The sequence below is a fragment of the Polaromonas sp. P1_H6 genome (assembly GCF_056405195.1).
The window spans coordinates 16,492-38,602 of the sequence record NZ_JBFUCN010000030.1 but is presented as its reverse complement, the minus strand read 5'-3'; the positions used below and the strand labels follow the sequence as shown (position 1 = coordinate 38,602).

Below are 22,111 nucleotides of genomic sequence, written 5' to 3'. Positions count from 1 at the left end.
CCTAACCCTGGAGTCGCTCATAAAACCCAGCGAAGCGGTCCTGGTCAGGCGCGTCGCCGCAGACAGTACACCAGTACGGCAAGGCGGCGCAACAACGCCAGGAGGGTTTTTGAGCGGCTCTCAAGAGGCGCTCTGCCTGGCGCGGCGCCTGGCTTCTATCGCGCGGTCCAGGCTGTCGAGCAGGCGTTGCTCATCGAGGGGCTTTTCCAGCCAGCCCGAGATGCCCAGCGCCTGGCTGCCGGCATGCTGGCGCGCCTCCGCGGCGGTGACCGACAGTACCAGCACGGGCAGGCGCGCCGTGCGCTTGTTCGCCCGCAGCTCACGTATCAGTGAGAACCCGTTCTCGTAGGGAAGCCTGACGTCCACCGTCATCGCCGCGTACGATTCCATCTTGAGGTAGTCGCGCGCCTGTTCGGGGGTGTGCGCCATGTCTGCGTCGTAGCCGCCCTTGTCCAGCATCATGCCGATGAGCTTGGCCACGTCGGGGTCGTCTTCGTACACCAGCACGCGCGGGCGCATCACGCCGTCGAGCCCCATGGGCGCCGTGACCGGCGGCGCTTCCCGCCACACCGGCAGCTCGAAAAAGAATGTGGTGCCCACCTGGCTTTCCGTGGTGAAGCCTATGGTGCCGTCCATGCGCTCAATGATGGCTTTGGAAATGCTCAGGCCCAGGCCGGTGCCGCCTTTTTTCCGCGTGTCGGAAGAGTCGGCCTGGGAAAATTTCTGGAAGATGCGCTGGCGGAATTCATCCGGAATACCGGGGCCGTTGTCGATGATTTCCACCCGGGCGCGTCCCGCATCCGTGCGCATCGCCACCTGCACGGCGCTGCCAGGCATTGAAAACTTGATGGCATTGGACAGCAGGTTGGTCACCACCTGGATCAGGCGATCGCTGTCGACGCAGACCTGAACGGGCGCTTCCATCCGGCCCATCACCAGCTTCACGCCGTGCTGCTCCGCGAAACCTTCATTGGCGGCAAGGGCCTGCTCCAGCAGGGGTTCCAGTTCCATCGGCCGCAACTCAAAGCTCATCTTGCCGGACTCGATTTTTTCGCTGTCGAGAATGTCGTTGATGAGCCGGATCAGGCGCTCGCAGTTGCTCTGGGCGATGCCCACCAGGTTTTTGGCCTGCGCCGGCAGCTCGCCCGTCACGCCGCCCCAGACAAGGCCCAGCGAACCGCGTATGGAGGTCAACGGCGTGCGCAGTTCATGGCTGACGGTGGAGACGAACTCGCTCTTCATGCGGTCTATGCGTTTGAGTTCGGTGACGTCGTTGCCCAACGAGGAGAAGCCGATGACCGTGCCCTGCTCGTCTCCCTCGCCGTAGCGCGGAAAATAACTCATGACGTATTCGCGCCGTTCGCCGCCGAGGGGCGCCAGCTCAAATTCGTAGCGCACCGAATAACCGGCCAGCGCCTCCTCGACTTGGCCCTTGACCTGGTCATACAACTGCGGCCCCAGGACTTCCAGCAGGGTCCGATTCTGTATCTGCTCGCGCCCGAGGCCGAAGGCCTCTTCATAGGCCCGGTTGTGGAACTGAAAGCGCTCCTCCCTGTCGACATAGGCGATCAGGGCCGGCACGGCGTCGGTCAGCTCGCGCAGCTGGGCTTCGCTGTCGCGCAGGGCGTCGCTGATGCGGTTGCTTTCGGTGATGTCGTGAATGATGGCCGTGAACAGCCGGCGGCCGCCCACGTTGACGTCGCCGAACGATGCGTTCACCGGGAACTCGGTGCCGTCGTGGCGCAGGCCCAGAACCTTGACGTCCCATTCGCGAAAGCCGCGCTGGCGGCTTGTCAGGCTGGCGAAGAAGGCCTGGAAACCCATGCGGTAGCGCGTGGGCAGCAGCATGGTCACCTCCCGGCCCACCAGGTCGTCGAGCCGGTAGCCGAAGAGGTGGCGGGCGGCGCTGTTGGCGTTGACGATGACGCCTTCCTGGGTGGCGGTCACCAAGCCTTCGGCCATGCTTTCAGTCACGGCCCGGCTCATGGCCTCGCTGTCGGAAAGCCTGGCCTCGACACGGCGGCGCTTTTCCTGCGAGCGGACAATCATCTGGATGGCCCAGCCGAACACGCTCAGGCACAACAGCCCGCCCAGCAGGATCAGTTGCTTGACGGTCTGGGCGCTTTGCCGCGTTTCCTCTTTCGAACGCTCCAGGGCTTGGGTTTCGGCCGTCTTGATACGCGTCACCAGCGTTTCGATCTCGTCATAAAGCCGGCGGTTGGGCTCGCCGCCGACGATGGCGGCAGCCGCTTCCAGTCCGGTTGTCTGCCGGACGGCGATGGCCTGCTCCATCAGCGCGAAGCGGCGCGTCATGGCGTCCTCCAGCGCGCGCCAGTCCTGGCTGGTGCCGGCGGCCGCATGCACGCGTTGCTGCGCCTGCTGGCTCAGCGCCCGGGCCTGTTGATATGCGGCAAGGTCCGCCGCGGTGCTGGTCAGCAGGTAGCGCCGCTGCGAGGACTCCGCGGCCTTGAACTCCGCGACGACCTGCTCCAGAAGCAGCACGGTTTCACGCGCCTCGGTTTCGCTTTGCGTGCCGCTGATCAGCGAATTGATGGTGAAGTAGGAAGCCGCGATGCTCAGGATGATCAGGATCATCCCGGTGAACAGGGCGACATTGATGGTCGCGCGAAAAGGCGACTTCATGGCGCTTGAGCCGGCAGGCCTGGTTTGCCAGAAAAGCGGCTCATCTCGCCATGCCTGTGCGCTACTGCGAGCCCAGCACGGTGCGGACCGCCTGGATCAGCGATTCGGTCTCCACGGGCTTGGTGATGTAGCCGTCCGCGCCGCTGGCCAGGCCCTTGAGCACCGCCTCGCGGGTCGCCTTCGCCGTGAGCATGATCACCGGGATGTCCTTGAGCTGCGGGTGCGAACGGATGCGCAGCAGGATGTCAAACCCGTCGGCATCGGGCAGCATCACGTCCAGCAGCACCAGGTCCGGGATCGGCGGCTTGCGGAACTCGGCCACCACTTCGGCGCGGGAGCCCGCCACCCGTATGTCGAAACCCTCGAAGGTCAGGTAGTGGCTCAGAAACTTGGCCAGGTGCTCATCGTCGTCCACGACGATGGCCGACAGGCGTTCGCCGGGCGCGCGTTGGCGCGGTTGCTCGCGCTTGCGGGCGATGCGGACGTAGTAATTGGATTTTTTCAGCGTGGCCGCGCAGAAATCGGCCTCGGCGCCGGCCTCGGTCAGCGCCGTGGGGCTCAACTGGAACTGCAAAGAGGCGGCGAACGGGTCCGGCTCGACCTGGGTCACGAGCCCCTTGGCTAACAGCAGCTTCACGGTGTTGTCGAGCGTCGCGCCGATGGGCTCGCCCACGCTCTGGCGGATCTGGGCCATCGACAGGATGCCGTCGAGGCGCACCAGCAGTTCCAGCTCCGAGGGAGAAATCGTGGTGGCGGCGCTGCGCAATTCCTGCTGGCCTTTGGGCGTGACGGCGTAAATATCGTTGTATTGCACTGTGTAGCTCCTCTCTGTGGTAAGGGGCATGACATGCGCCGAGGCGCTGCCTGATTCTAAGGTCCGGGGCCCGCTTGGATGGCGCACGCCCTCAGGAAGAAGATACACCAACTGGGCCGGCCCCGGCATTCACGGTGATTCCGCGGGCGGCGGCGGCAAGGCGGACCGCAGCGCCGCCATCAATTCCCCCAGCGAGGCCTCCATGCGCAGCAGCAGGTCGTCAATGCCGGCGCGCGGCCCCTTGTCATGAAGCGCCTGCTCCAGCGCGCCGGCATCCAGCGGCAATTGCGTGGCGCCAATCTGCGCCGAAACACCGCGCAAGGAATGGCTGAGCAACTCCGCCGCCTTCAGGTCGTCTGCCGCCAGCGCCTCCCGGATGCGTGCCGGCGTGTCCGCGCGGCCGTCCACGAAGCGGCGCAGCATGGAGATGTAAAACCCTTTCATGTTCATCGCCCGGCTCAGCCCCAGGGGCACGTCGAGCCCGGCAATGCTGTCGGGCAGCGCCTCCTCGGCGGAACCTGCCGCATCCGCCGCCTGCACGGCGGCAAGGCGGGCCGCCGGTGTGCCAGCTTCGGCCACCGGAGCCGGCGCGGCGGCGCCCTTCCCGGCCTCGCTGTTCCCAGCCTCCGCAAGCGCCTCCAGGCTGCCCAGCGCCCTGCGCAGCTCAGCGGCGGCGTCCGCGCGCTGTGCGGGCGTGAGGCGTCCCGGATCCAGTTCCAGGCGCAGGCCGGGCCGGTCGCATTGGATCACCCCGACCCCTGCTGGCGCGGCCGCCGGGGTTTTGCGGACCGCATAGACCGTGATCGGTTCGGAAAATCCCTTGGCGATGACCGGCTCGCGCGCCTCGACCTCGATCTCGTCCTGCACCAGGTCGTGGGTATCCCTCGAAATCAGGATGCCGCCGGGCTCCGCGGCCTGCTCCAGCCTGGCGGCCAGGTTTACTTCACGGCCGATGATGGTGTAGTCCATGCGCAGGTTGCTGCCGAAGTTGCCGACGTCGCAGAATCCGGAGTTGATGCCTATGCGTATCTCGAAGGCCTTGGGAATGCCCATGGCCTTCCAGCGCCGCTGCAACTCGACCATGCGTTGCTGCATGGCGACGGCCATCCTGACGCACTGCACCGCGTCCTGGCGCGGGCCCAGGGTGTGGGGGTCGCCGAAGAAAATGACGATGGCGTCGCCGATGAACTTGTCCAGGGTTGCGCCGTATTCGGCGGCGATCTGGGACATTTCCTCAAAGTAACTATTGAGCAAAAAGGTAACTTCTTCGGGCTGCCACTGCGCCGTGGACGCCGTGAAGTTCTTGATGTCCGAAAAAAACACCGTCAGCCGCTTGCGTTGGGTCTGGATCTCGGCCTGGCGGGAGCCGTCAAACAGCGACTGGTAGACCTGCGGCGCGAGGTAGCGCGACAGCTGCTCGGACAGGGTCTTCAGGCGCTTGGCATTGGCGCTGCGCTCCAGGTGCAACCTCACGCGCGCCAGCAGCACGGGCGGACTGATGGGTTTGGTGATGTAGTCGGTGGCGCCCAGGTCCAGCCCGAACTGCTCTTCCTCCACGCTGCTGAGCGCCGTGAGAAAGATGACGGGAATGTCGGCCGTGCGCGGATCGCGCGCCAGCCGCCGCATGACCTCGTAACCGTCCATGCCGGGCATCATCACGTCCAGCAGGATGATTTCGGGGCGCCTGTCGGACAGCGCCACCTGCAGGCCCTCTTCACCCGACTCGCAGGCCTCCACCTCATAACCGTCCCGCAACAGGGCCACGAGGAAAAACCGGACGTCCGCCGTGTCGTCCACCACCAGGATGCGGGAGCGGCGCGCGGGGCCCCGCCCGGCTTGCTCGCTTACGGCTTCAGTCATGCGGCTCCTCCATGGGTGGCGAGGCCGGCATCCGGCCCGGCCGGTTACCGGGGTTGGCGCGCGCGGGTCCGCATCGGCGCGCGCCGGCCTATTTCACCAGTTCCGCCCGCATGGCGTCAATCACCGCCTTGTAATCGGGTTTTCCGAAGATGGCGCTGCCGGCCACAAAGGTGTCGGCGCCCGCGGCGGCCACGCGCGCGATGTTGTCGGTCTTGATGCCGCCGTCGACTTCGAGGCGGATGTCCTTGCCCGAGGCATCGATGCGCTTGCGCGCCTGCTCGATCTTGCGCAGCGCGGAGTCGATGAAGCTTTGCCCGCCGAAGCCGGGGTTGACGCTCATGATGAGAATCAGGTCGATGTCCTCGATCACCCAGTCCAGCACGTCCAGCGGCGTGGCCGGGTTGAACACCAGCCCGGCCTTGCAGCCCTTGGACTTGATGGCCTGCACGCTGCGGTGCACATGGCCGGAGGCTTCCGGGTGGAAACTGACCAGGTCGGCGCCCGCGTCGGCAAAGGCCGCGGCCAGCGCGTCGACGGGCTGCACCATCAGGTGCACGTCCACCGGCACCGGCGTGCCGTCGGCTTTTTTGGCGTGCGGCTTGAGCGCCTGGCAGATCATGGGCCCGAACGTCAGGTTGGGCACATAGTGGTTGTCCATCACGTCGAAGTGGATCCAGTCGGCGCCGCCGGCGATGACGGCCTTGATCTCGTCGCCCAGTCGGGCGAAATCGGCGGACAGGATGGAGGGGGCGATGCGGTAGGTGGGCGGCTGGTTTTTAGGCATGTCAGGATTGTCGCAGCAAGCCGCGGCCCGCGCCGGGCCTCGACGGCGCAGGCTGTTTCGCCCGGCCAACAGCCGCGGCAGGCGGTTAACATGGTCATCAATACAGCCATGCCCAAATACCAATTTTCCTGCGAAGCCGTGCCCCAGTACCTGCCCGAACAGTCGGCGCCGGAAGACCACGTCTACGGTTTTTCCTATACCGTCACGGTCACCAACACCGGCGAGGTCACGGCCCAGCTGATCTCGCGCCACTGGGTCATCAGCGATGCCAACGGCCACAACGAAGAGGTCAAGGGCCTGGGCGTGGTCGGCCACCAGCCGCTGCTCAAGCCCGGCGAATCCTTCCAGTACACCAGCGGGTCGCGCCTGCGCACATCCAGCGGCACCATGCACGGCAGCTATTTTTGCGTGGCCGAAGACGGCGAGCGTTTCGAGGCGCCGATTCCCATGTTCGTGCTGGAGGCGCACAGCGGCAACGGCAACGGCGGCGCCCCGCCCGGCCGTGTCCTGCATTGAGTCCACGGCCCTGACTGCCCGATGAAAGACCTGGTCTCCCTGCTCAAGGCGCTGGATCCGGACGCCGGACTGGCCCAGCGCCATGTCTGGCTGATCAAGCTCTTCGAATGGATACGCGGCGACGAAACCTCCGTGGCCGCCGCAGTCGCGCGGGTCCAGGCCCTCATGGATGCCGTCGAGCGGCAGCCCGAGATCCAGGCCCGCATGCGGGCCTGGTGGCAGACGCTGATCCAGACGGTCGACATCACCACCTTGCTGGCCGATTTCGGCTTCGCGCCGCGCACGGCTTTTGTCAGCGAACTGGCCGAGCGCATGCGCCGCAAACTGCTGCCCGGCACGCCAGAAACCGTCGACGCCTCCGAGCTGTTTCCCCTGGTGGCGCCCACGCGCTTCGACGCGCAATGGATGGGCGCGCTCGAAGAGCCGCAGGTCGCCCGGCTGGCCCTGATGCTATCGGCCAGCCCCGACATGGACACGCTGCATTGGCACTACAGCCTGATGGACGCGCTGACCTATTGCACGGCGCAGATACGCGCCACGGGCTTCGCGCCCGAGCTGCGCCTGCGCATGAACCGCGCCACGCCGCACGCGCGCGCCTTCCATGCGCTGCCGGCCGACATCGACGGGTTGCGCAACGCCTTCTTCAAGCCCGAACGCGACGAGGCGCAGCTGCAGGCCGCGATCGCGCAATACCGCGAAAGGCTGGACGCCTGCCGACAGGCCGTCAACAGCATCTACACGCACCTGGAGGACAACGGCATCTCGGTCGGCATGGTGTTTCGGCTGCGCCAGCTGCGCGAGCGCATGCTGCGCGTGCGCGAACTGCTGGACAGCCTGGTCTCGCCCAAGCCCGCCATGGCGGCCGTCAAGCTGCTGGGGCGCCGGGTCATCACCGCGCAAGAGGGCAAAAGCATCAGCGCGCTGATCAGCGCCAACTCCACGCTGCTGTCGGCCAAGGTGGCCGAGCGCAGCGCGGAAACCGGCGAAACCTACATCACCCGCACGCGCGGCGAATACCGCGAAATGCTGGGCAAGGCCATGGGCGGTGGCGCCATCACGGCCTTTACCACGCTGCTCAAGTTCATGATCGTGGCGGTGGGCCTTTCGGCCTTCTGGAGCGGCTTCTGGTCCGCCATCATGTATTCCGCCAGCTTCATCCTGATCCAGCTGCTGCATTTCACGCTGGCCACCAAACAGCCGGCCATGACGGCGCCGGCCATGGCGGCCAAGCTCAAGGACCTCGGCGCGGCCGATGCGAGCAGCACCATCGCGGCCTTTGTCGACGAAGTCACGCACCTGGTGCGTTCGCAGGTGGCCGCGGTCTTCGGCAACGTCTTCATGGTGGTGCCGGCTGTGCTGCTGGTCAACACGCTGGTCATGCTGCTGCTGGGCCGGCCCATGATCAGCCACACCGAGGCCGAGCATGTGCTGGGCACGCTGACGCTGCTGGGCCCCACGTTGATGTGGGCGGGTTTTACCGGCGGCATCTTGTTCGCGGCCAGCATGATCGCGGGCTGGACCGAAAACTGGTTTGTGCTGCATCGCCTGGACTCCGCCATGCGCCACAACCCGCGCATCACCGCGTTCCTCGGTAGCGAGCGCGCGGCGCGCTGGTCCGCCTTTATGCGCGACCACATCTCCGGCTTCGCCTCCAACATCGCGCTGGGCTTCATGCTGGGGCTGATCCCGGCCTTCACCGGCTTCTTCGGCGTGGAGCTTGAAGCGCGCCACGTCACGCTGTCGACCGGCCAGCTGGCCGCGGCCGGCGCCTCGCTGGGCCTGGAAGCGTTCAAGCACCTGACCATCTGGTGGTGCATCGCGGCCATTCCGCTGATAGGCGCGCTGAACCTCGGCGTGAGTTTTTACCTCGCGTTCCGCCTGGCCCTGCAGGCGCACAACGTGAGCAACGTCGACCGTGCGCGTATCCGCGCCGCCATCTGGGCGCGATGGCGCAGCCACCCCCGCAGCTTCTTCATGCCTGAGTAACTGGCTCCCCCCTGTCCAGGCTCACTGCGTGTAGCCTGTTCTCCCCTCGAGGGGACGGCGCCTAGGGCCGGCAAAGCCGGACCCGCGGCCCCCACTGGCGTGGAACTGGGCGCGGTGACTGAAGCAGGGGGCGCCATTTCCGATGTTGTCCTACATGCCTGGCAACAGCACGCCTGTAAATTAATGCAACAAGTTTTCCTCGCGCAAACCCACCGGGCCTCACGCCACCAGGCTGGCCGACCAACGTGCAACATGCCGCCCTCAAGGGCCTGTCTGCAAAAGTTCCCATCAGAGTGGAGACCCCTTCCTCATGAACGAAATCCTGGCCATCTGGGCTGAATGGATCAAGCCTTCGGCGGGCTTGCCGACCGTGCAGTGGTCCGTGCTGCTCGCGCTGGCTGCCGCCACGGGCCATCTCCTGAACCGCTATACCGGACTACCAAAGGTGGTCGGCTATTCGCTGGTTGGCGGCTTTGCCGGCCTGGCCGGTTTCAGCGGCGCGGCCTGGCCGCTCCAGGGCACCGGGCTCTTCCTGTTGGAACTGGGCGTTGCCGTGGTGCTGTTCGAAGCCGGCGGGCGCATTCCGCTGCGCTGGTTTCGCCACAACCCCATGGTGCTGGTGCAAAGCCTGGCCGAAGCGTCCTTGACCTTCATCCTGGTGTACTGGGCCCTGCACGCGATGAGCGTGCGCGAGGCCGTGGCAGAACCGCTGGCCCTGCTGGCCATGGCCGCCTCGCCCGCCGTGCTGTCGCGCGTGGCCATAGACACTCGCGCCGCCGGCCCCGTCACCGAGCGCGCGCTGGTGCTGTCCACGCTGGGCACGCTGTATGCGCTGACGCTGTGCAGCGCACGCGCCGGCATGATGCACCGGCCCGACTCTGGCGTAGCCGGCGTGCTCAGCACGCTGTACCCGGTGCTGGTGGTACTGGGCCTTTCCGTGGTGGTGGGCGCGGCGTTGGCCCTGATGCTGCGCACCGCGCTGCGCGTGATGAGCCCCACCAGCGAGAACACCGCCATCCTGCTGCTGGCCCTGATCGCCGCGGGCGCCGCGCTGGCCGCCCACTTCGGCGGCTCGGCGCCGCTGGCGGCGTTGCTGGGCGGCATGCTGCTCAAGCAACTCAATCCGCGCCCCTGGTCGTGGCCGCGGCAAATGGGAACGGCCTCGTCCATGCTGACCATGCTGATGTTCGTGCTGGTCTCGGTGGTGGCGGCGCAGGCCGACTGGAGCGGTCCGGTGGCCGGCCTGGTCATTGCCATGGTCGTCGCGCGCATGGTGGCCAAGATCGCTGGTGTCGCTCTCGGCAACGTCGGCAGCGGCGCCAGCTGGAAGCAGGCCCTGTGGGTGGGCTGCGCGATGTCGCCGATGTCCTCGGTCGCGCTGCTGCTGGTGTCGCAGTTCGCCACGGCCTCGGGCGCTTTGGGCCGCCAGATCGCCAGTGTTGCCCTGCCCGCCATCCTGCTGATGGAGGTGCTGGGCGCGGTGCTGGCCACCTTGGCCATTTACCGCGCCGGCGAAAGTTCCAAACCCTGGGCGCCGCTCACGCGCGGCCCCGCATCCGGACCCGTCCATGAGCCTTGAACCTTTTCACAAATCGGCCGCACTGTCGCTGGGCGTGGAGCTTGAGCTGCAGCTGGTGAACACACACGACTACGACCTGGCGCCCTACGCCGAGGACATGCTGCGCCTGATGTCCAAAATCCCGCTGCCAGGCGCCGTGGTGCCCGAGATGACCTCCAGCATGATCGAGATCTCGACCGGCGTGTGCCGCAACGCGTCGGAGGTGCTGGGCCAGCTCTCGCAGATCCGTGACGCGCTGGTCAAGAGCGCCGACAAGCTCAACATTGCCGTGGTCGGCGGCGGCACCCATCCCTTCCAGCAGTGGCATGAGCGCCGCATTTACGACAAGCCGCGCTTTCGCGAGTTGTCCGAACTCTACGGCTATCTTTCCAAGCAGTTCACGATTTTCGGCCAGCACGTGCACGTGGGCTGCCCCGACGCCGACAGCGCGCTGCTGACGCTGCACCGCATGTCGCGCTACATTCCGCACTTCATCGCGCTGTCCGCCTCCTCGCCCTATGTGCAGGGCCAGGACACGGCCTTCGATTCGGCCCGGCTCAACTCGGTGTTCGCCTTTCCGCTGTCGGGCCGTGCGCCCTTTGCGCTGACCTGGGACGATTTCACCGTCTATTTCGACAAGATGACGCGCACCGGCGTGGTCAAGAGCATGAAGGATTTCTACTGGGACATTCGGCCCAAGCCGGAATTCGGCACCATCGAAATCCGGGTGTTCGACACACCGCTCACGGTGGAGCGCGCCACCGCGCTGGCCGGCTTCGTGCAGTCGCTGGCTTCCTGGTTCATGCACGAACAGCCCTTCATGCCCACCGAGGACGACTACCTGGTCTACACCTACAACCGTTTCCAGGCCTGCCGCTTCGGCCTGGACGCGGTCTATGTGGACCCAGCCACCGGCGGCCACATGCCGCTGCGCGAGCACATCCTGCAGACCATGGGGCAAATCGAGCGCCATGCCACCGGTATGGGCGCGGGCGCTTCGCTGCACCTGCTGCGCAACAGCGTGGAGCGCGGCGACAACGACGCCCGCTGGCTGCGCGAAAAACAGGGCGAGGAGCACCTGCTGGCCGAAGTCATACGCCAGGCGGCCGACCGCTTCCGCGGCGGCGTCACGCACCAGCAGTACCCTTGACCGCGGCATCCCGGGCGCAGCCTGTATGCTCTGCGCCATGGGTGAATTTGACCTGATCGCACGCTATTTCACGCGCCCCGCCGCGCGCGCCTCGCTGGGCGTGGGCGACGACTGCGCGCTGCTGCAGCCGGCGCCCGGCACGCAAATGGCCATCTCCAGCGACATGCTGGTCGAGGGCCGCCACTTCTTCGCGGACGTGGATCCTTTCACGCTGGGCCACAAGGCGTTGGCCGTCAACCTGAGCGACCTGGCCGCCTGCGGCGCCAAACCCCTGGCCTTCACGCTGGCCCTCGCCCTGCCGCGGGTCGACGAAGCCTGGCTGGCCGCGTTTTCGCAAGGCCTGCTGACGCTGGCCGACGCGCACGGCTGTGAACTGGTGGGCGGCGACACCACACAAGGGCCGCTCAATATCTGCATCACCGTGTTCGGCGAAGTGCCCGTGCTGAACGGAAAGAGCCAGGCGCTGCTGCGTTCGGGCGCCAAACCCGGTGACGACGTTTATGTCAGCGGTACGCTGGGCGATGCCCGGCTGGCGCTGGAGGCGTTGCGCGGCGCCGTGACCTTGCCGTCCGGCATGCTGGCCCAGGCCAGGCAACGACTGGAGCAGCCCACACCGCGCCTTGCATTGGGCCAGGCGCTGCGCGGTATTGCCTCGGCGGCCATCGACGTGAGCGACGGTTTGCTCGGCGACCTTCGCCACATCCTGCGTGCATCAAAAACAGGCGCCACGCTTGAAACAGCGCTCGTGATCAATCTGGTCGCTGCTTCTTCACGTTCCGATTGGGCCACGGCCGGAATTGATGCTGAAAAACAGATGGCGTTCGCGCTGGCGGGCGGCGACGACTACGAGCTCGCCTTCACCGCCCCGGCCTCGGCACGTGAGGCCGTGCAGGCCGCGGCCCGCCAGGCTCAAACACCCGTCAGCCGGATCGGCCGGATCGACGCGGATCCCGGCCTGCGGCTGCTTGACGCGGCCGGCGCGCCGCTGGAGCGGCGCTACGCCTCCTTCGATCACTTTGCCTGAAGGCGCACTGCGGCGTCTACGTGCCCGCGACGCGCCAAGCCGTGCGCAAGGCGGCCGACCCAGCGCCTCGCCGCCGACCAGAATGCAGCCGGCGCCAGTGCGCGCAAATGCCGGGCTTCGGCCATGGCGGCAGCGGTCAGGCGGTTTTCTTCGGTGGGGGTATAGAGCAAGTTCATTAGCGTATCCTTTCGGGGAGGTGTGGCCCCTTTTTTCTCTACTGGGGCTACAGGGCTACTGTGCGCAAAACAGCCACCGGCGAAAACCACCCGCGCCGCAAATCCGTCTTGCACCAGACGCAAAACAGAAAACCCCGGCCCTGGGTAATATGGCCGACATGCGGAACCTGAACTTTGACGACATGCACTTGTTCACGCGCGTGGCCGAGCTGGGCAGCTTCTCGGCCGTGGCCCGTGCGCGGGATGTGCCTGTCAGCCAGGTGTCGCGCGCCATCGCCCGCATCGAGAAAACCTGCAATGCTCGGCTGGTGCAGCGCAGCACGCACGCGCTGACCCTGACGCCCGAGGGCGAAACCTTCCTCGGCTATTGCCGGCGCATGACACAGACGCTGGACGACCTCGAAGGCGAGTTCGCCAGCCAGAGCGGCGAGGCCAGCGGCTGGGTGCGGGTGGCGGCCAGCACTGTCATGGCCGAATACCTGCTGGTGCCCAGCCTCGAAGGACTTCACCAGCGCCATCCGCATGTTCGCGTGGAACTGAAAGTGGACGACCGCCTGGTGGACATGGTGCGCGACGGTGTCGACATCGCGATCCGCAGCGGCATGCATGCCAACGAAACCTCGGTGATGCGCCAGATAGGCACGCATGGTCGGCGGCTGTACGCCACACCTGCTTACCTGGAGGCCCACGGTACGCCGGAGCACCCCGACGACCTGGGACGGCACCGCCTGATCAGCAATAGCGCCGCGACCTCACTCAACCGCTGGCCCTTCATCATCGACGGCCAGCCCGTGGTGATCACGGCAGACGGCTGCTGGCGCGCCGACTCCACCGGCACGACCAGCCAGCTGGCCCTGCAGGGCCTGGGCATTGCGCGCTTTGCCATGCTGGCGGCCGAGCCGCTGGTGCGGCGCGGCCTGCTGGTGCCGGTGCTGCCGGGCTTTGTCGACGAGCAGCCCGTGCCCATCCATGCCGTGACGCTGGGCGGGCGCCACCGGTTACCGAAAATCCGCGCCTGCATCGACTATTGGGCCGAGTGGTTCAGCCGCGAAAGAGACCTGGTGAGCGGCCCGCCCGCCGGTTGACCGATGCGCTTATCTGGCCTCGATCAGCGCGCGAATATCCAGCAGGGTCAGCTCATTCGCATCGGGCTTGCCGATCTCGCGGCCGGATGAATACGGAAAGTTGTTGTCATTCACCAGCACGATGTGTGTGGCATCGACCACCGCAAGCCCTTCAGGGCCCAGGTGCGGCAATGCAAAGACCGCTTCGTTGGGCCCCAGTTTGGCCAGGCGCTTCGGGTTGGCGATGCGGGTCAGGTCGACGTAGGCGACCTTGCGCACAAAGCCGTCCGCATCGGCGGCGGCCAGGTCAATCTTGTAGACACGCTTGAAACGCGCGGGCCGCGTGAAGCAATCGGTGCGCGCTTCATTGGGGCATTCCGGCGCGATGCCTTCCGTGTTGTCGTCGCGCTCGATCACCAGGCCTGTGGTGGCGTCCAGCAACTGAAAGTCGGCGGCCACATTGCCCACTTCTTCGAGCAGGTATTTCCACTGCTTGCCGGTGTAGCTCCGCGTGGCGACATCCAGCTCGTTGATGCGCACATAGGTTTTGTCGCCGGCTTTTTCGACGCTCTTGGCGGCAGCGTCGAACAACGGGCCCTCGAACATCGGATAGAGCTTGCTGCCGTCGGGCGATTTGGCCATGGACTCAAAGCCGTTGGAGCGCCGCACCTCGAACAAGGCCTCGCCGGGGAGATTCGGCAGCCGCCCCTGCATATAGTGGTCTGGCGAGGCGTGCAGCTTGCCGCTGATGACCGTCTCGATCACGCCCAGAACCCGTCCCTGGAAGTCGGTGCGCAGCACATACGGGCCGAACTCCTCGCCTATCCACCATTCATTGCCCACCACCTGCAGGGATTCGGGGTCGAAGTCGATGCCGGTGAGATAACGGCGCGCGGTGTTTTCGTTCTGGATATGAAAGGGCACGCGCTTGTCCGGGTCGCTCAGAAAGGTCGTGCCTCGGCGCAGAACCTGGCCCTTGCTCCAGTCGACCGACAGCCGGTGCACCATCAGCAGCGCATCCTGCGAATTGATCTTATTGCCGAAGCCGTTGTCGGTCAGCGCCAGGAACTCGCCCTTGCCCAGCGACACAATGCCCGAAAAACCCTGGACCGACTGGCCCTTCATCGGCAGCGTGCCGCCGGAAGCGCGCGGATATTTGGGGTCGCCGACAAAGGTGTTGGTGCTTTCGCTGCCGAGCTGCTCATTGCGCTGGCGCCTGGCATTGGCGAATTTTCCCGTCGTGGCGAAAAAGGCGCCGGCATCGCGCGGCGCAGCCACCGAGGCGTCGGCAGCCAGGGCCGCATGGCCGGCCAGCGTGGCCTCCACCGCCGGTGCGGTTTGCGCGCGGCCGCCGCCGGCCGCCAGGCACAGCGCGCAGGCGGCGGCCAGGGTCAATGCGTTCATCTTGCTCAAAACCTGCTTGTGTTTGCTCATCCCGAAATCCCTCTTGCTGGTGAATCGCTGGACTGTGCAGGCAGCGTGTGAAACCGCTGTGACAAAATCAGCCACAACCCCGGGCATCGCCGCCCGGCAACCCCCACCATGACCGACACCACGCCGCCGCCCGCCTTCCGGCCCACCGCGAAATTTCTGCTGGCGCATCCCGCGCACTTCATCGCCCTGGGCTTTGGCGCCGGCCTGAGCCCGGTCGCGCCCGGCACGGCCGGCACGCTGTGGGCCTGGCTGGCCTTCCTGGTGCTGCAGCAGTGGCTCACGCCGGCCGAAATGGGCTGGCTGATCGCCGCCTCCACCCTGGTGGGATGGTGGGCCTGCACCGTGGCGGCAAAGGCCATGAACGTCCTGGACCCGGGCAGCATCGTCTGGGACGAGGTGGTGGCCTTCTGGCTGGTGCTGTGGCTGGTGATGCCCGCCGACTTCTGGTCGCAGCTGGCCGCGTTTGTGCTGTTCCGCTTTTTTGACGCCGTGAAACCCGGTCCCGTGGCCTGGGCCGACCAGGCCTTCAAGGGCTTTAACTGGCGCGGCGGTTTCGGCATCCTGTTTGACGATTTTGTGGCGGCCTTTTGCGCGCTGCTGGTGATCGCCCTCTGGAGGTTCTGGTGAACGGCGTACCCGAACTGGCCGGACAACTCGCCGCCCTGCTGCAGGCCCAGGGGCGGATGCTGGCCACCGCCGAAAGCTGTACCGGCGGCATGATCTCCGCCGCCTGCACCGACCTGGCCGGCTCCAGCAGCTGGTTTGAGCGCGGCTTCGTCACTTATTCCAACGAGGCAAAAACGGAACTGCTGGGCGTCCCGGCCCCGCTGATCGCCAGGCGCGGCGCGGTCAGCGAGGAAGTGGCGCGCGCCATGGCCTCCGGCGCGCTGGAGCGTTCACGCGCCCAGGTGGCCGTGGCCGTCACGGGCGTAGCCGGCCCGACGGGCGGTAGCGCGGCCAAGCCCGTGGGTACGGTATGGTTTGCCTTTGCGCTGCCGGGGCGGCTGGTGTCGGAAGTCCGGCGTTTTGACGGCGACCGGGCCGCGGTGCGTAGCGCCACGGTGCGGCATGCGATGCAGCGGCTGCTGGAGCTGCTGGAAGAACCGGGCAAACCGGGAGAAGCCGGCTGACGCGTGAGCGACGCCTGCACGGCACCGGGCGCTATAGAGTTCGCGGACCCGTCCATCACCCGAGATCCCGACAATCCCGACCAGGAGACAGCATGCACCCCAACCAGATCACCCTCGAACACTTCTACGCGTCCTTCGCCCGCCTCGACTCCGATGCCATGGCCGCCTGCTATGCGCCCGACGCGCAGTTCGACGACGAGGCCTTTTCGCTGCGCGGCCACAAAGAGGTCACCGGCATGTGGCACATGCTCTGCGACGTGACCAAGGCCAAGGGCACCGACGTCTGGAAACTCAGCTGGAGCGGCATTGAAGCCGATGCGCGCAGCGGCAAGTCGCACTGGGAGGCCGACTACCGTTTCAGCACCACCGGGCGCATGGTGCACAACGTGATCGACGGCGAGTTCGAATTCAATGAACAGGGGCTCATCAGCCGCCACCGCGACCACTTTGATTTCTGGGCCTGGTCGCGCCMGGCGCTGGGCGCGCCCGGCCTGCTGCTGGGCTGGACGCCCTTTCTGCGCGCGAAGGTGCGGGCAGGGGCGGCGGCAAATCTGCAAAAATACCTGTCCCAACGCAAGACTTAACCCCGACGGGAGTTGCCCATGACCTGGTTTGACGGTTTTGAATCGCGCAGTTTTGAGGTCAACGGCGCCTCCATCAATGCGCGGGTCTCTAAAACCACGCTGGGCGAGCCGCTGCGACCAGCACTGCTGCTGTTGCACGGATTTCCGCAATCGCACGTCATGTGGCACCGCGTGGCCCAGCGCCTGGCCGGCGACTATTTCCTGGTCATGCCCGACCTGCGCGGTTACGGCGACTCCTCCAAGACAGCGGGCCTGCCCGACCACAGCAACTACAGCAAGCGCAACATGGCGCACGACATGACAGGCGTGATGGACGCGCTGGGCGTCAACCGTTTTTTCCTGTGCGGCCACGACCGCGGCGGGCGTGTGGCACACCGGCTGGCGCTGGACCACGCCGCGCGCGTGCTCAAGCTGTGCGTCATCGACATCGCGCCCACGCTGGACATGTATGAGGGCCGCAGCATGACCGAGCCCTACATGGCCTTTGCCCGCGCCTACTACCACTGGTTCCACATGCTGCAGCCGGCGCCGTTGCCGGAGATCATGATGGGTGCCAACCACCCCGAAACCGCCAAAGCCTATTTGCACGCCAAGCTGGGCGGCTGGGGCAGCGCGGGCATGAACTACATCGAGCCTCGGGCGCTGGCTGAATACGAGCGCAGCTTTTGCAACGCCGAGGCGCTGCACGCCGCTTGCGAGGACTACCGCGCCAGCGCCGGCATAGACCTGGAGCACGACCGCGACGGGCGCGCGCACGGCCTGAAGCTGGCCTGCGATCTGCTGGTGCTCTGGGGCGAGCGCGGCGTGGTGCACCGCATGTTCGACCCGCTGGCGCTGTGGCAGGCCCAGTGCAGCGGCGAAGTCACCGGCCAGGGTATGCCGGCCGGCCATTTCATTCCCGAAGAGCAGCCCGAGGCGACGGCCCGGGCGCTGCAGGATTTCTTCAACTGATTCACTCCGGACTTTCAGACCATGTCGCACTACGCCGCAGAAACCTTGTGGGAACGCAAGGACGCCGACTTCCTGGACAACCGCTACAGCCGCCGCCACCTGCTGCGCTTTGACGGCGGGCTGGAGGTGCCGGGTTCGTCCTCGCCGTCCGTCGTGCCGCTGCCCATGTCCGACGCGTCGGCGCTGGACCCGGAAGAAGCGTTTGTGTCTTCGCTGTCGAGCTGCCACATGCTGTGGTTCCTGACCATGGCCGTCAAGCGCAAGTTCCGCGTGGACCGCTACTTCGATGCGGCGACCGGCGTGATGGAAAAGAACGCCGAAGGCAAGGTCGCCATGACCATCGTGACCCTGCACCCCGAGGTGACGTTCTCCGGTGAGCGCCAGCCCAGCCGCGAGGAACTGGACAAGCTGCACCATGACGCGCACGAGGCCTGCTTCATCGCCAACTCGGTGAAGACCGAGGTGCGCTGCGAGCCGGTATACGCAGGCGCCTGAGCGGAAGCGCCGCCCCTACTTCAGCCAGCCGCGCTTCCTGAAGTACCACATGGGCACCACGGCGCTCGCCACCATCAGCAGGATGGCGTAGGGATAGCCCAGCGACCAGTCGAGCTCGGGCATGAGCTTGAAGTTCATGCCGTAGACGCTGGCGATCAGCGTGGGCGGCAACAGCGCAACGCTGGCCACCGAGAAGATCTTGATGATCTTGTTCTGGTTGATGTTGATGAAACCGACCGTGGCGTCCATCAGGAAGTTGATCTTGTCGAACAGGAAGGCGGTGTGCGAGTCCAGCGAATCGATGTCGCGCAGGATCTGCCGCGCTTCCTCGAACTGCTCGGCGTTGAGCATCTTGCTGCGCATCATGAAACTGACGGCGCGGCGCGTGTCCATCATGTTGCGGCGTATGCGGCCGTTCAAGTCCTCGTGGCGGGCGATGGCGCCCAGCACCTCACCGGCCAGCGCGTCGGTCACGTCGCCCGACAGCACCTGGGCGCTGACTTTTTCGAGCTCGACGTAAATGCCCTCGAGCGTGTCGGCCGAATATTCGGCGTCGGCGTCGAACAGCTTGAGCAGCACTTCCTTGGCATCCTCGATCAGACCGGGCGCGCGGCGCGCGCGCATGCGCAGCAATCGGAACACCGGCACGTCCTCGTCGTGGATGGAAAACAGCACGCCCTTGCTCTTGAGGTCGTCGTTGACGAGGTTCAGGATGAAGGCCACGCGAACGGTGCGCGGCTCGGCGTCGTCGGCGATCAGGAAGTCGGAGCGTATGTGCAGCTCGCCGTTGTCTTCCTCGTAAAAACGCGCGGACTCCTCAATGTCCTCGTCCATCGCGTCTTCGGGAATGGACAGGCCGTAGTACTGCTTGATCCAGCGTTTTTCTTCGAGGGTGGGGGACTCCAGGTCCACCCAGATCGGCTGGAACTTGGAGAGTTCTTCCAGGGATTCGATTTCTTCCTGGAAAAGCCGGCCGTTGGCGAGCGTGAAAATATTGAGCATGGCTGACTGCCTATCGGTTCAAGGGCCCGCGCAAGGCATGCGCTCGGGGCCTTGCGCGAAAGCGGGGTAAAGGGGCGGTGGGATGGTGCATCGCTTTCAACCCCCTTTGAACGTGAGCTTTTGCAAGCCAGCGTCAGTCTGCGGTGTTGAAAGCTAGCGACTAGGGCTGCTTTCCAAGGATTTCTCCGTAATTGAACAGCGGCGATTATGGCATTTCAAGCCCGGCTTATCCATCGCAAGAGCTACATAAAAAAGGCCAGCAATTCGTCCTTGCGGGCATATGCGTCGTGCTCACCCAGCGCCATCAGCGCCTTTACAAAGCCAGGCTCGAACAGCAGATAACTGGCCAGCGCGGCGCCACCGGGACTGCCCTTGGCGCCCAGCGCGCCCAGGCCCGCGAGGGCGTTGTAGGTGCCTGTGGGCAACTCGGCCGCATGGGCCTGCGCCAGCGCGTCCAGCGACTGCGAAGGCGCGATCGCGAGAATGTCCACCGGGCGGTAGGGCATGACGGCCGCGATTTCACGCGGCATCTGGCGCACGGTTTTGCTCACGCGCTGGGCCTGCTCCACGTCGGCCTGCAGCGTGTCCTGGAAAACGCTGGCCATGGCATGGCCGGCGATGGCGCCCAGCGTGGGCCGGCCGGTGACGCTGGCGCCGTTGCCGCCGCCGACAAAACCGGCCCGCTCGGGCTGGCCGACGCCTATCACCAGCACCTTGCCGGCGCCCAGGTGCAGCGCGGGCGAGAGCGGAGAGCTCTGGCGCATGGAACCGTCGCCGAAAAATTCGGGGTGGCCGTCCACCCACAGCGGCGTGGATGGAAACAGGAAGGGAATGGCGCTGGAGGCCATCAGGTGCTCGATGGTGATGGGCTGGAATTCGGCACGGCGGCCGGGCCGGCTCCACAGGTCGGACTGGCGGCCCGCCGCCATCTGGCAAAACGTCCAGTGCACGCCGCTGCTGTAGCTGGAGGCGGTGACGGCCACGGCGCGCAAGGTCCTGTCCTGCAGGGCCTGCTCGATGCGGCCCAGCGAAATCACGCGGTGCAGCGTGTCCACCAGCGGCGTGTTGTCCAGCAGGGCCTGCTGCGCCCGCATCTGCTGCGACAAAAACAGCGCCGCCGCGATGCGGCTGGAGCGTATCCACGCCGGCACCTTGAGCTTGTAAACCTGCGAGGAACGCAGCGTGGTCCAGAAACTCGCGAGTTGGGAAAAGGCCTGCAGGCCTTCGCCGGCGCGGCTGGCCAGGAAGGCGGCATTGAGCGCGCCGGCCGACGTGCCAACCAGGATGCTGAACGGAAAACGTTCGCCGGCCCCGCCGCCCTGCAGGCTCAGCATGGTCGACAGCGCATGCAGAACCCCCGCCTGGTAGGCGGTGCGCGCGCCGCCGCCCATCAGCACCAGGGCGTTGCGGTCCTCGTCAGGCCGGGTCAATGCGGAGGAAATAATGGTCTCAAGCGACATGGCCGGGCCGGGTCTGCGGCGAATGGGATAGGAACGGGCGGTGCATGGTCGTGAAGAGGCTGGTTGTTATGGTTTTTCCTGCTGCCCGCGGACAGGCCCGCTCCGTCCTTGCCCGGGGCTTGTCCCGGCACGGATAGACACGCGTCAATGGTGTCCGCATGATGCCGTCCGCACGGATTTCCCGCAAGCCCGGCACCCGTTCGCGCGCCGCACCGACCGCGAAAAAATCAGTGAAATCAAGTGCTTGCCGCGCCCGCGCGGATGGCTCGCCGACGCGGCACTGGGCTGCGAAATGCAGGGTCAAGGGGTTTTTCACAAGGTTTCATTATTTATTGCAAGCCCGGTTGCAATTGGGGGCCTTCGGGCGCATAGTAAATCCAAGAGCGTTGTCCCCGTCTGCCGCCCTTCCCTCACGGGCCGGGTGGTGTTTTCAAACCCCAGCTCCAACCCTGGAAAAGGAGTCTCTTTATGAACTTGACGATCAGCGGTCACCATCTTGAAGTCACCCCCGCGCTGCGCGGATACGTGACCAGCAAGCTGGATCGGATTACCCGGCATTTCGACCAGGTAGTGGACGTAAAAGTCCTGTTGACAGTGGACAACATGAAAGAAAAGGAAAGACGCCAGCGGGCCGAGTGCAATGTGCACGTCAAGGGCCGCGACCTGTTTGCCGAGAGTTCCCACGCTGATCTTTACGCCGCCGTTGACGAGTTGACCGACAAGCTGGACCGCCAGGTCGGACGTTACAAAACCAGAACCCAGGACCACCACCACATTGCCGCCAAGCGCCAGGCCTGAAGGGCCTTTCCGTTTTCTGCCTCAGCCGGTGCGGTCCGGCGGAATCTTCCGCCCCGGCCGCCCTGTACAGAGCTTGCGCAAGTTGTTGAAAGAAGCCGCTTGAAGCACTCAAGCGGCTTTTTTATGCCTCTTTTTCCAGCAAACCCGCTGCAAAGTGCATAATTCGGCGACTAAAAGATTGTTATGAACCGTCTTTCGCAAATATTGCCCCCCTCCCAAGTGCTGGTCAGCGTTGAAGCGACCAGCAAAAAACGCGCTTTTGAAGAAGCCGGGCTGCTGTTCGAAAACCAGCACGGCCTGAACCGCGCGCTGATCACCGACAGCCTGTTCGCCCGTGAACGCCTGGGCTCGACCGGCCTGGGCCACGGGGTGGCGATTCCGCACGGCCGCATCAAGGGACTCAAGGCGCCCATGGCGGCGGTGTTCCTGCTGCAATCGCCGATCGGCTTTGACGCACCGGACGAGCAGGCCGTGGGCCTGCTGATTTTCCTGCTGGTCCCCGAAGCCGCCACGCAAAAACACCTCGAAATCCTCTCGGAAATCGCCGAGCTGCTCAGCGACAGCACCCTGCGCGAACAGCTCAAGACCAGCACCGATGCCGCCGGACTGCACCACCTGATCGCTTCCTGGCATTCCGTCCACGAAGTCAGCTCCTAGGCCTTATCGGCCGCTCCCGAATCAC

Annotated in this window: 21 protein-coding genes; 13 read left to right on the top strand and 8 right to left on the bottom strand. The window is 65.7% G+C overall.

The annotated features are described in order from the left end of the window. Positions 1–120 precede the first annotated feature (120 nt). The 4 genes from AC1D1F_RS21290 to rpe all read right to left on the bottom strand — a co-directional run bounded on the left by AC1D1F_RS21290 (position 121) and on the right by rpe (position 6,101). Entirely contained in the window at positions 121–2,643 is a 2,523-nt protein-coding gene (locus AC1D1F_RS21290; protein WP_477697181.1) for a PAS domain S-box protein, read from the bottom strand. Positions 2,644–2,704: 61 nt separating this feature from the next. Beyond that, on the bottom strand, positions 2,705–3,457 hold the full coding sequence (locus AC1D1F_RS21285) for a response regulator (protein ID WP_477677678.1): 753 nt from the start codon (positions 3,455–3,457) through the stop codon (positions 2,705–2,707). A 129-nt stretch (positions 3,458–3,586) separates the two neighbouring features. Continuing rightward, positions 3,587–5,317: an adenylate/guanylate cyclase domain-containing protein gene (locus AC1D1F_RS21280; protein ID WP_477677677.1), complete on the bottom strand. Its 1,731-nt coding sequence runs from the start codon at positions 5,315–5,317 to the stop codon at positions 3,587–3,589. Positions 5,318–5,405: 88 nt separating this feature from the next. After that, positions 5,406–6,101, bottom strand: a complete 696-nt coding sequence (gene rpe / locus AC1D1F_RS21275) for a ribulose-phosphate 3-epimerase (protein WP_477677676.1) — start codon at positions 6,099–6,101, stop codon at positions 5,406–5,408. 108 nt (positions 6,102–6,209) lie between these two features. Between rpe and apaG the strand changes: the two genes are divergently transcribed. The 5 genes from apaG (at position 6,210) to thiL (ending at position 12,335) form a co-directional block, all read left to right on the top strand. After that, positions 6,210–6,617: a Co2+/Mg2+ efflux protein ApaG gene (apaG, locus tag AC1D1F_RS21270; RefSeq protein WP_477697184.1), complete on the top strand. Its 408-nt coding sequence runs from the start codon at positions 6,210–6,212 to the stop codon at positions 6,615–6,617. 21 nt (positions 6,618–6,638) lie between these two features. Beyond that, the gene (locus tag AC1D1F_RS21265) at positions 6,639–8,603 is read left to right on the top strand and encodes a site-specific recombinase (protein ID WP_477677675.1); all 1,965 of its coding nucleotides are present in this window, start codon (positions 6,639–6,641) and stop codon (positions 8,601–8,603) included. A 310-nt stretch (positions 8,604–8,913) separates the two neighbouring features. Further along, entirely contained in the window at positions 8,914–10,182 is a 1,269-nt protein-coding gene (locus AC1D1F_RS21260; RefSeq protein WP_477677674.1) for a cation:proton antiporter, read from the top strand. Then, entirely contained in the window at positions 10,172–11,311 is a 1,140-nt protein-coding gene (locus AC1D1F_RS21255) for a YbdK family carboxylate-amine ligase (RefSeq protein ID WP_477683243.1), read from the top strand. The genes AC1D1F_RS21260 and AC1D1F_RS21255 overlap by 11 nt, the downstream gene beginning before the upstream one ends. A 37-nt stretch (positions 11,312–11,348) precedes the next feature. After that, positions 11,349–12,335, top strand: coding sequence for a thiamine-phosphate kinase (gene thiL / locus AC1D1F_RS21250; RefSeq protein WP_477677682.1), 987 nt, complete (start codon positions 11,349–11,351; stop codon positions 12,333–12,335). On the opposite strand, the gene AC1D1F_RS21245 is transcribed toward thiL, so the two are convergent. Continuing rightward, a complete protein-coding gene (locus AC1D1F_RS21245) occupies positions 12,323–12,511 on the bottom strand; it encodes a hypothetical protein (RefSeq protein ID WP_477677673.1) in 189 nt (62 codons plus the stop codon). The two genes, thiL and AC1D1F_RS21245, sit on opposite strands and share 13 nt — an antisense overlap. A gap of 158 nt (positions 12,512–12,669) precedes the next feature. Between AC1D1F_RS21245 and AC1D1F_RS21240 the strand changes: the two genes are divergently transcribed. Further along, positions 12,670–13,596 (top strand): LysR family transcriptional regulator, encoded by a 927-nt coding sequence (locus AC1D1F_RS21240; RefSeq protein ID WP_477677672.1) that lies wholly within the window; start codon positions 12,670–12,672, stop codon positions 13,594–13,596. A 9-nt stretch (positions 13,597–13,605) separates the two neighbouring features. Here the strand turns inward: AC1D1F_RS21240 and AC1D1F_RS21235 are convergent, their stop codons facing one another. Further along, a complete protein-coding gene (locus AC1D1F_RS21235) occupies positions 13,606–15,009 on the bottom strand; it encodes an esterase-like activity of phytase family protein (protein ID WP_477677671.1) in 1,404 nt (467 codons plus the stop codon). Between the two features lie 108 nt (positions 15,010–15,117). Between AC1D1F_RS21235 and AC1D1F_RS21230 the strand changes: the two genes are divergently transcribed. From AC1D1F_RS21230 to AC1D1F_RS21210, 5 genes are all read left to right on the top strand, one after another. After that, positions 15,118–15,636, top strand: coding sequence for a phosphatidylglycerophosphatase A family protein (locus AC1D1F_RS21230; RefSeq protein ID WP_477677670.1), 519 nt, complete (start codon positions 15,118–15,120; stop codon positions 15,634–15,636). Then, a complete protein-coding gene (locus tag AC1D1F_RS21225; protein ID WP_477677669.1) occupies positions 15,633–16,139 on the top strand; it encodes a CinA family protein in 507 nt (168 codons plus the stop codon). Before AC1D1F_RS21230 ends, AC1D1F_RS21225 begins: the two co-directional genes overlap by 4 nt. Positions 16,140–16,231: 92 nt before the next feature. Then, positions 16,232–16,723, top strand: coding sequence for a nuclear transport factor 2 family protein (locus tag AC1D1F_RS21220; protein WP_477700828.1), 492 nt, complete (start codon positions 16,232–16,234; stop codon positions 16,721–16,723). An 18-nt stretch (positions 16,724–16,741) separates the two neighbouring features. Further along, entirely contained in the window at positions 16,742–17,674 is a 933-nt protein-coding gene (locus AC1D1F_RS21215) for an alpha/beta fold hydrolase (protein WP_477677667.1), read from the top strand. Between the two features lie 21 nt (positions 17,675–17,695). Beyond that, positions 17,696–18,169: an OsmC family protein gene (locus AC1D1F_RS21210; RefSeq protein WP_477656098.1), complete on the top strand. Its 474-nt coding sequence runs from the start codon at positions 17,696–17,698 to the stop codon at positions 18,167–18,169. 15 nt (positions 18,170–18,184) lie between these two features. Here the strand turns inward: AC1D1F_RS21210 and corA are convergent, their stop codons facing one another. Next, the gene (corA, locus tag AC1D1F_RS21205; RefSeq protein WP_436155921.1) at positions 18,185–19,171 is read right to left on the bottom strand and encodes a magnesium/cobalt transporter CorA; all 987 of its coding nucleotides are present in this window, start codon (positions 19,169–19,171) and stop codon (positions 18,185–18,187) included. A gap of 242 nt (positions 19,172–19,413) precedes the next feature. Continuing rightward, positions 19,414–20,631, bottom strand: coding sequence for a patatin-like phospholipase family protein (locus AC1D1F_RS21200; protein WP_477677666.1), 1,218 nt, complete (start codon positions 20,629–20,631; stop codon positions 19,414–19,416). A 468-nt stretch (positions 20,632–21,099) separates the two neighbouring features. Here AC1D1F_RS21200 and hpf point away from each other — a divergent pair, with 468 nt between their 5' ends. Next, positions 21,100–21,429: a ribosome hibernation-promoting factor, HPF/YfiA family gene (gene hpf, locus AC1D1F_RS21195; protein ID WP_411879632.1), complete on the top strand. Its 330-nt coding sequence runs from the start codon at positions 21,100–21,102 to the stop codon at positions 21,427–21,429. A gap of 183 nt (positions 21,430–21,612) precedes the next feature. Beyond that, entirely contained in the window at positions 21,613–22,086 is a 474-nt protein-coding gene (locus AC1D1F_RS21190) for a PTS sugar transporter subunit IIA (RefSeq protein WP_477656096.1), read from the top strand. Positions 22,087–22,111: the final 25 nt, after the last annotated feature.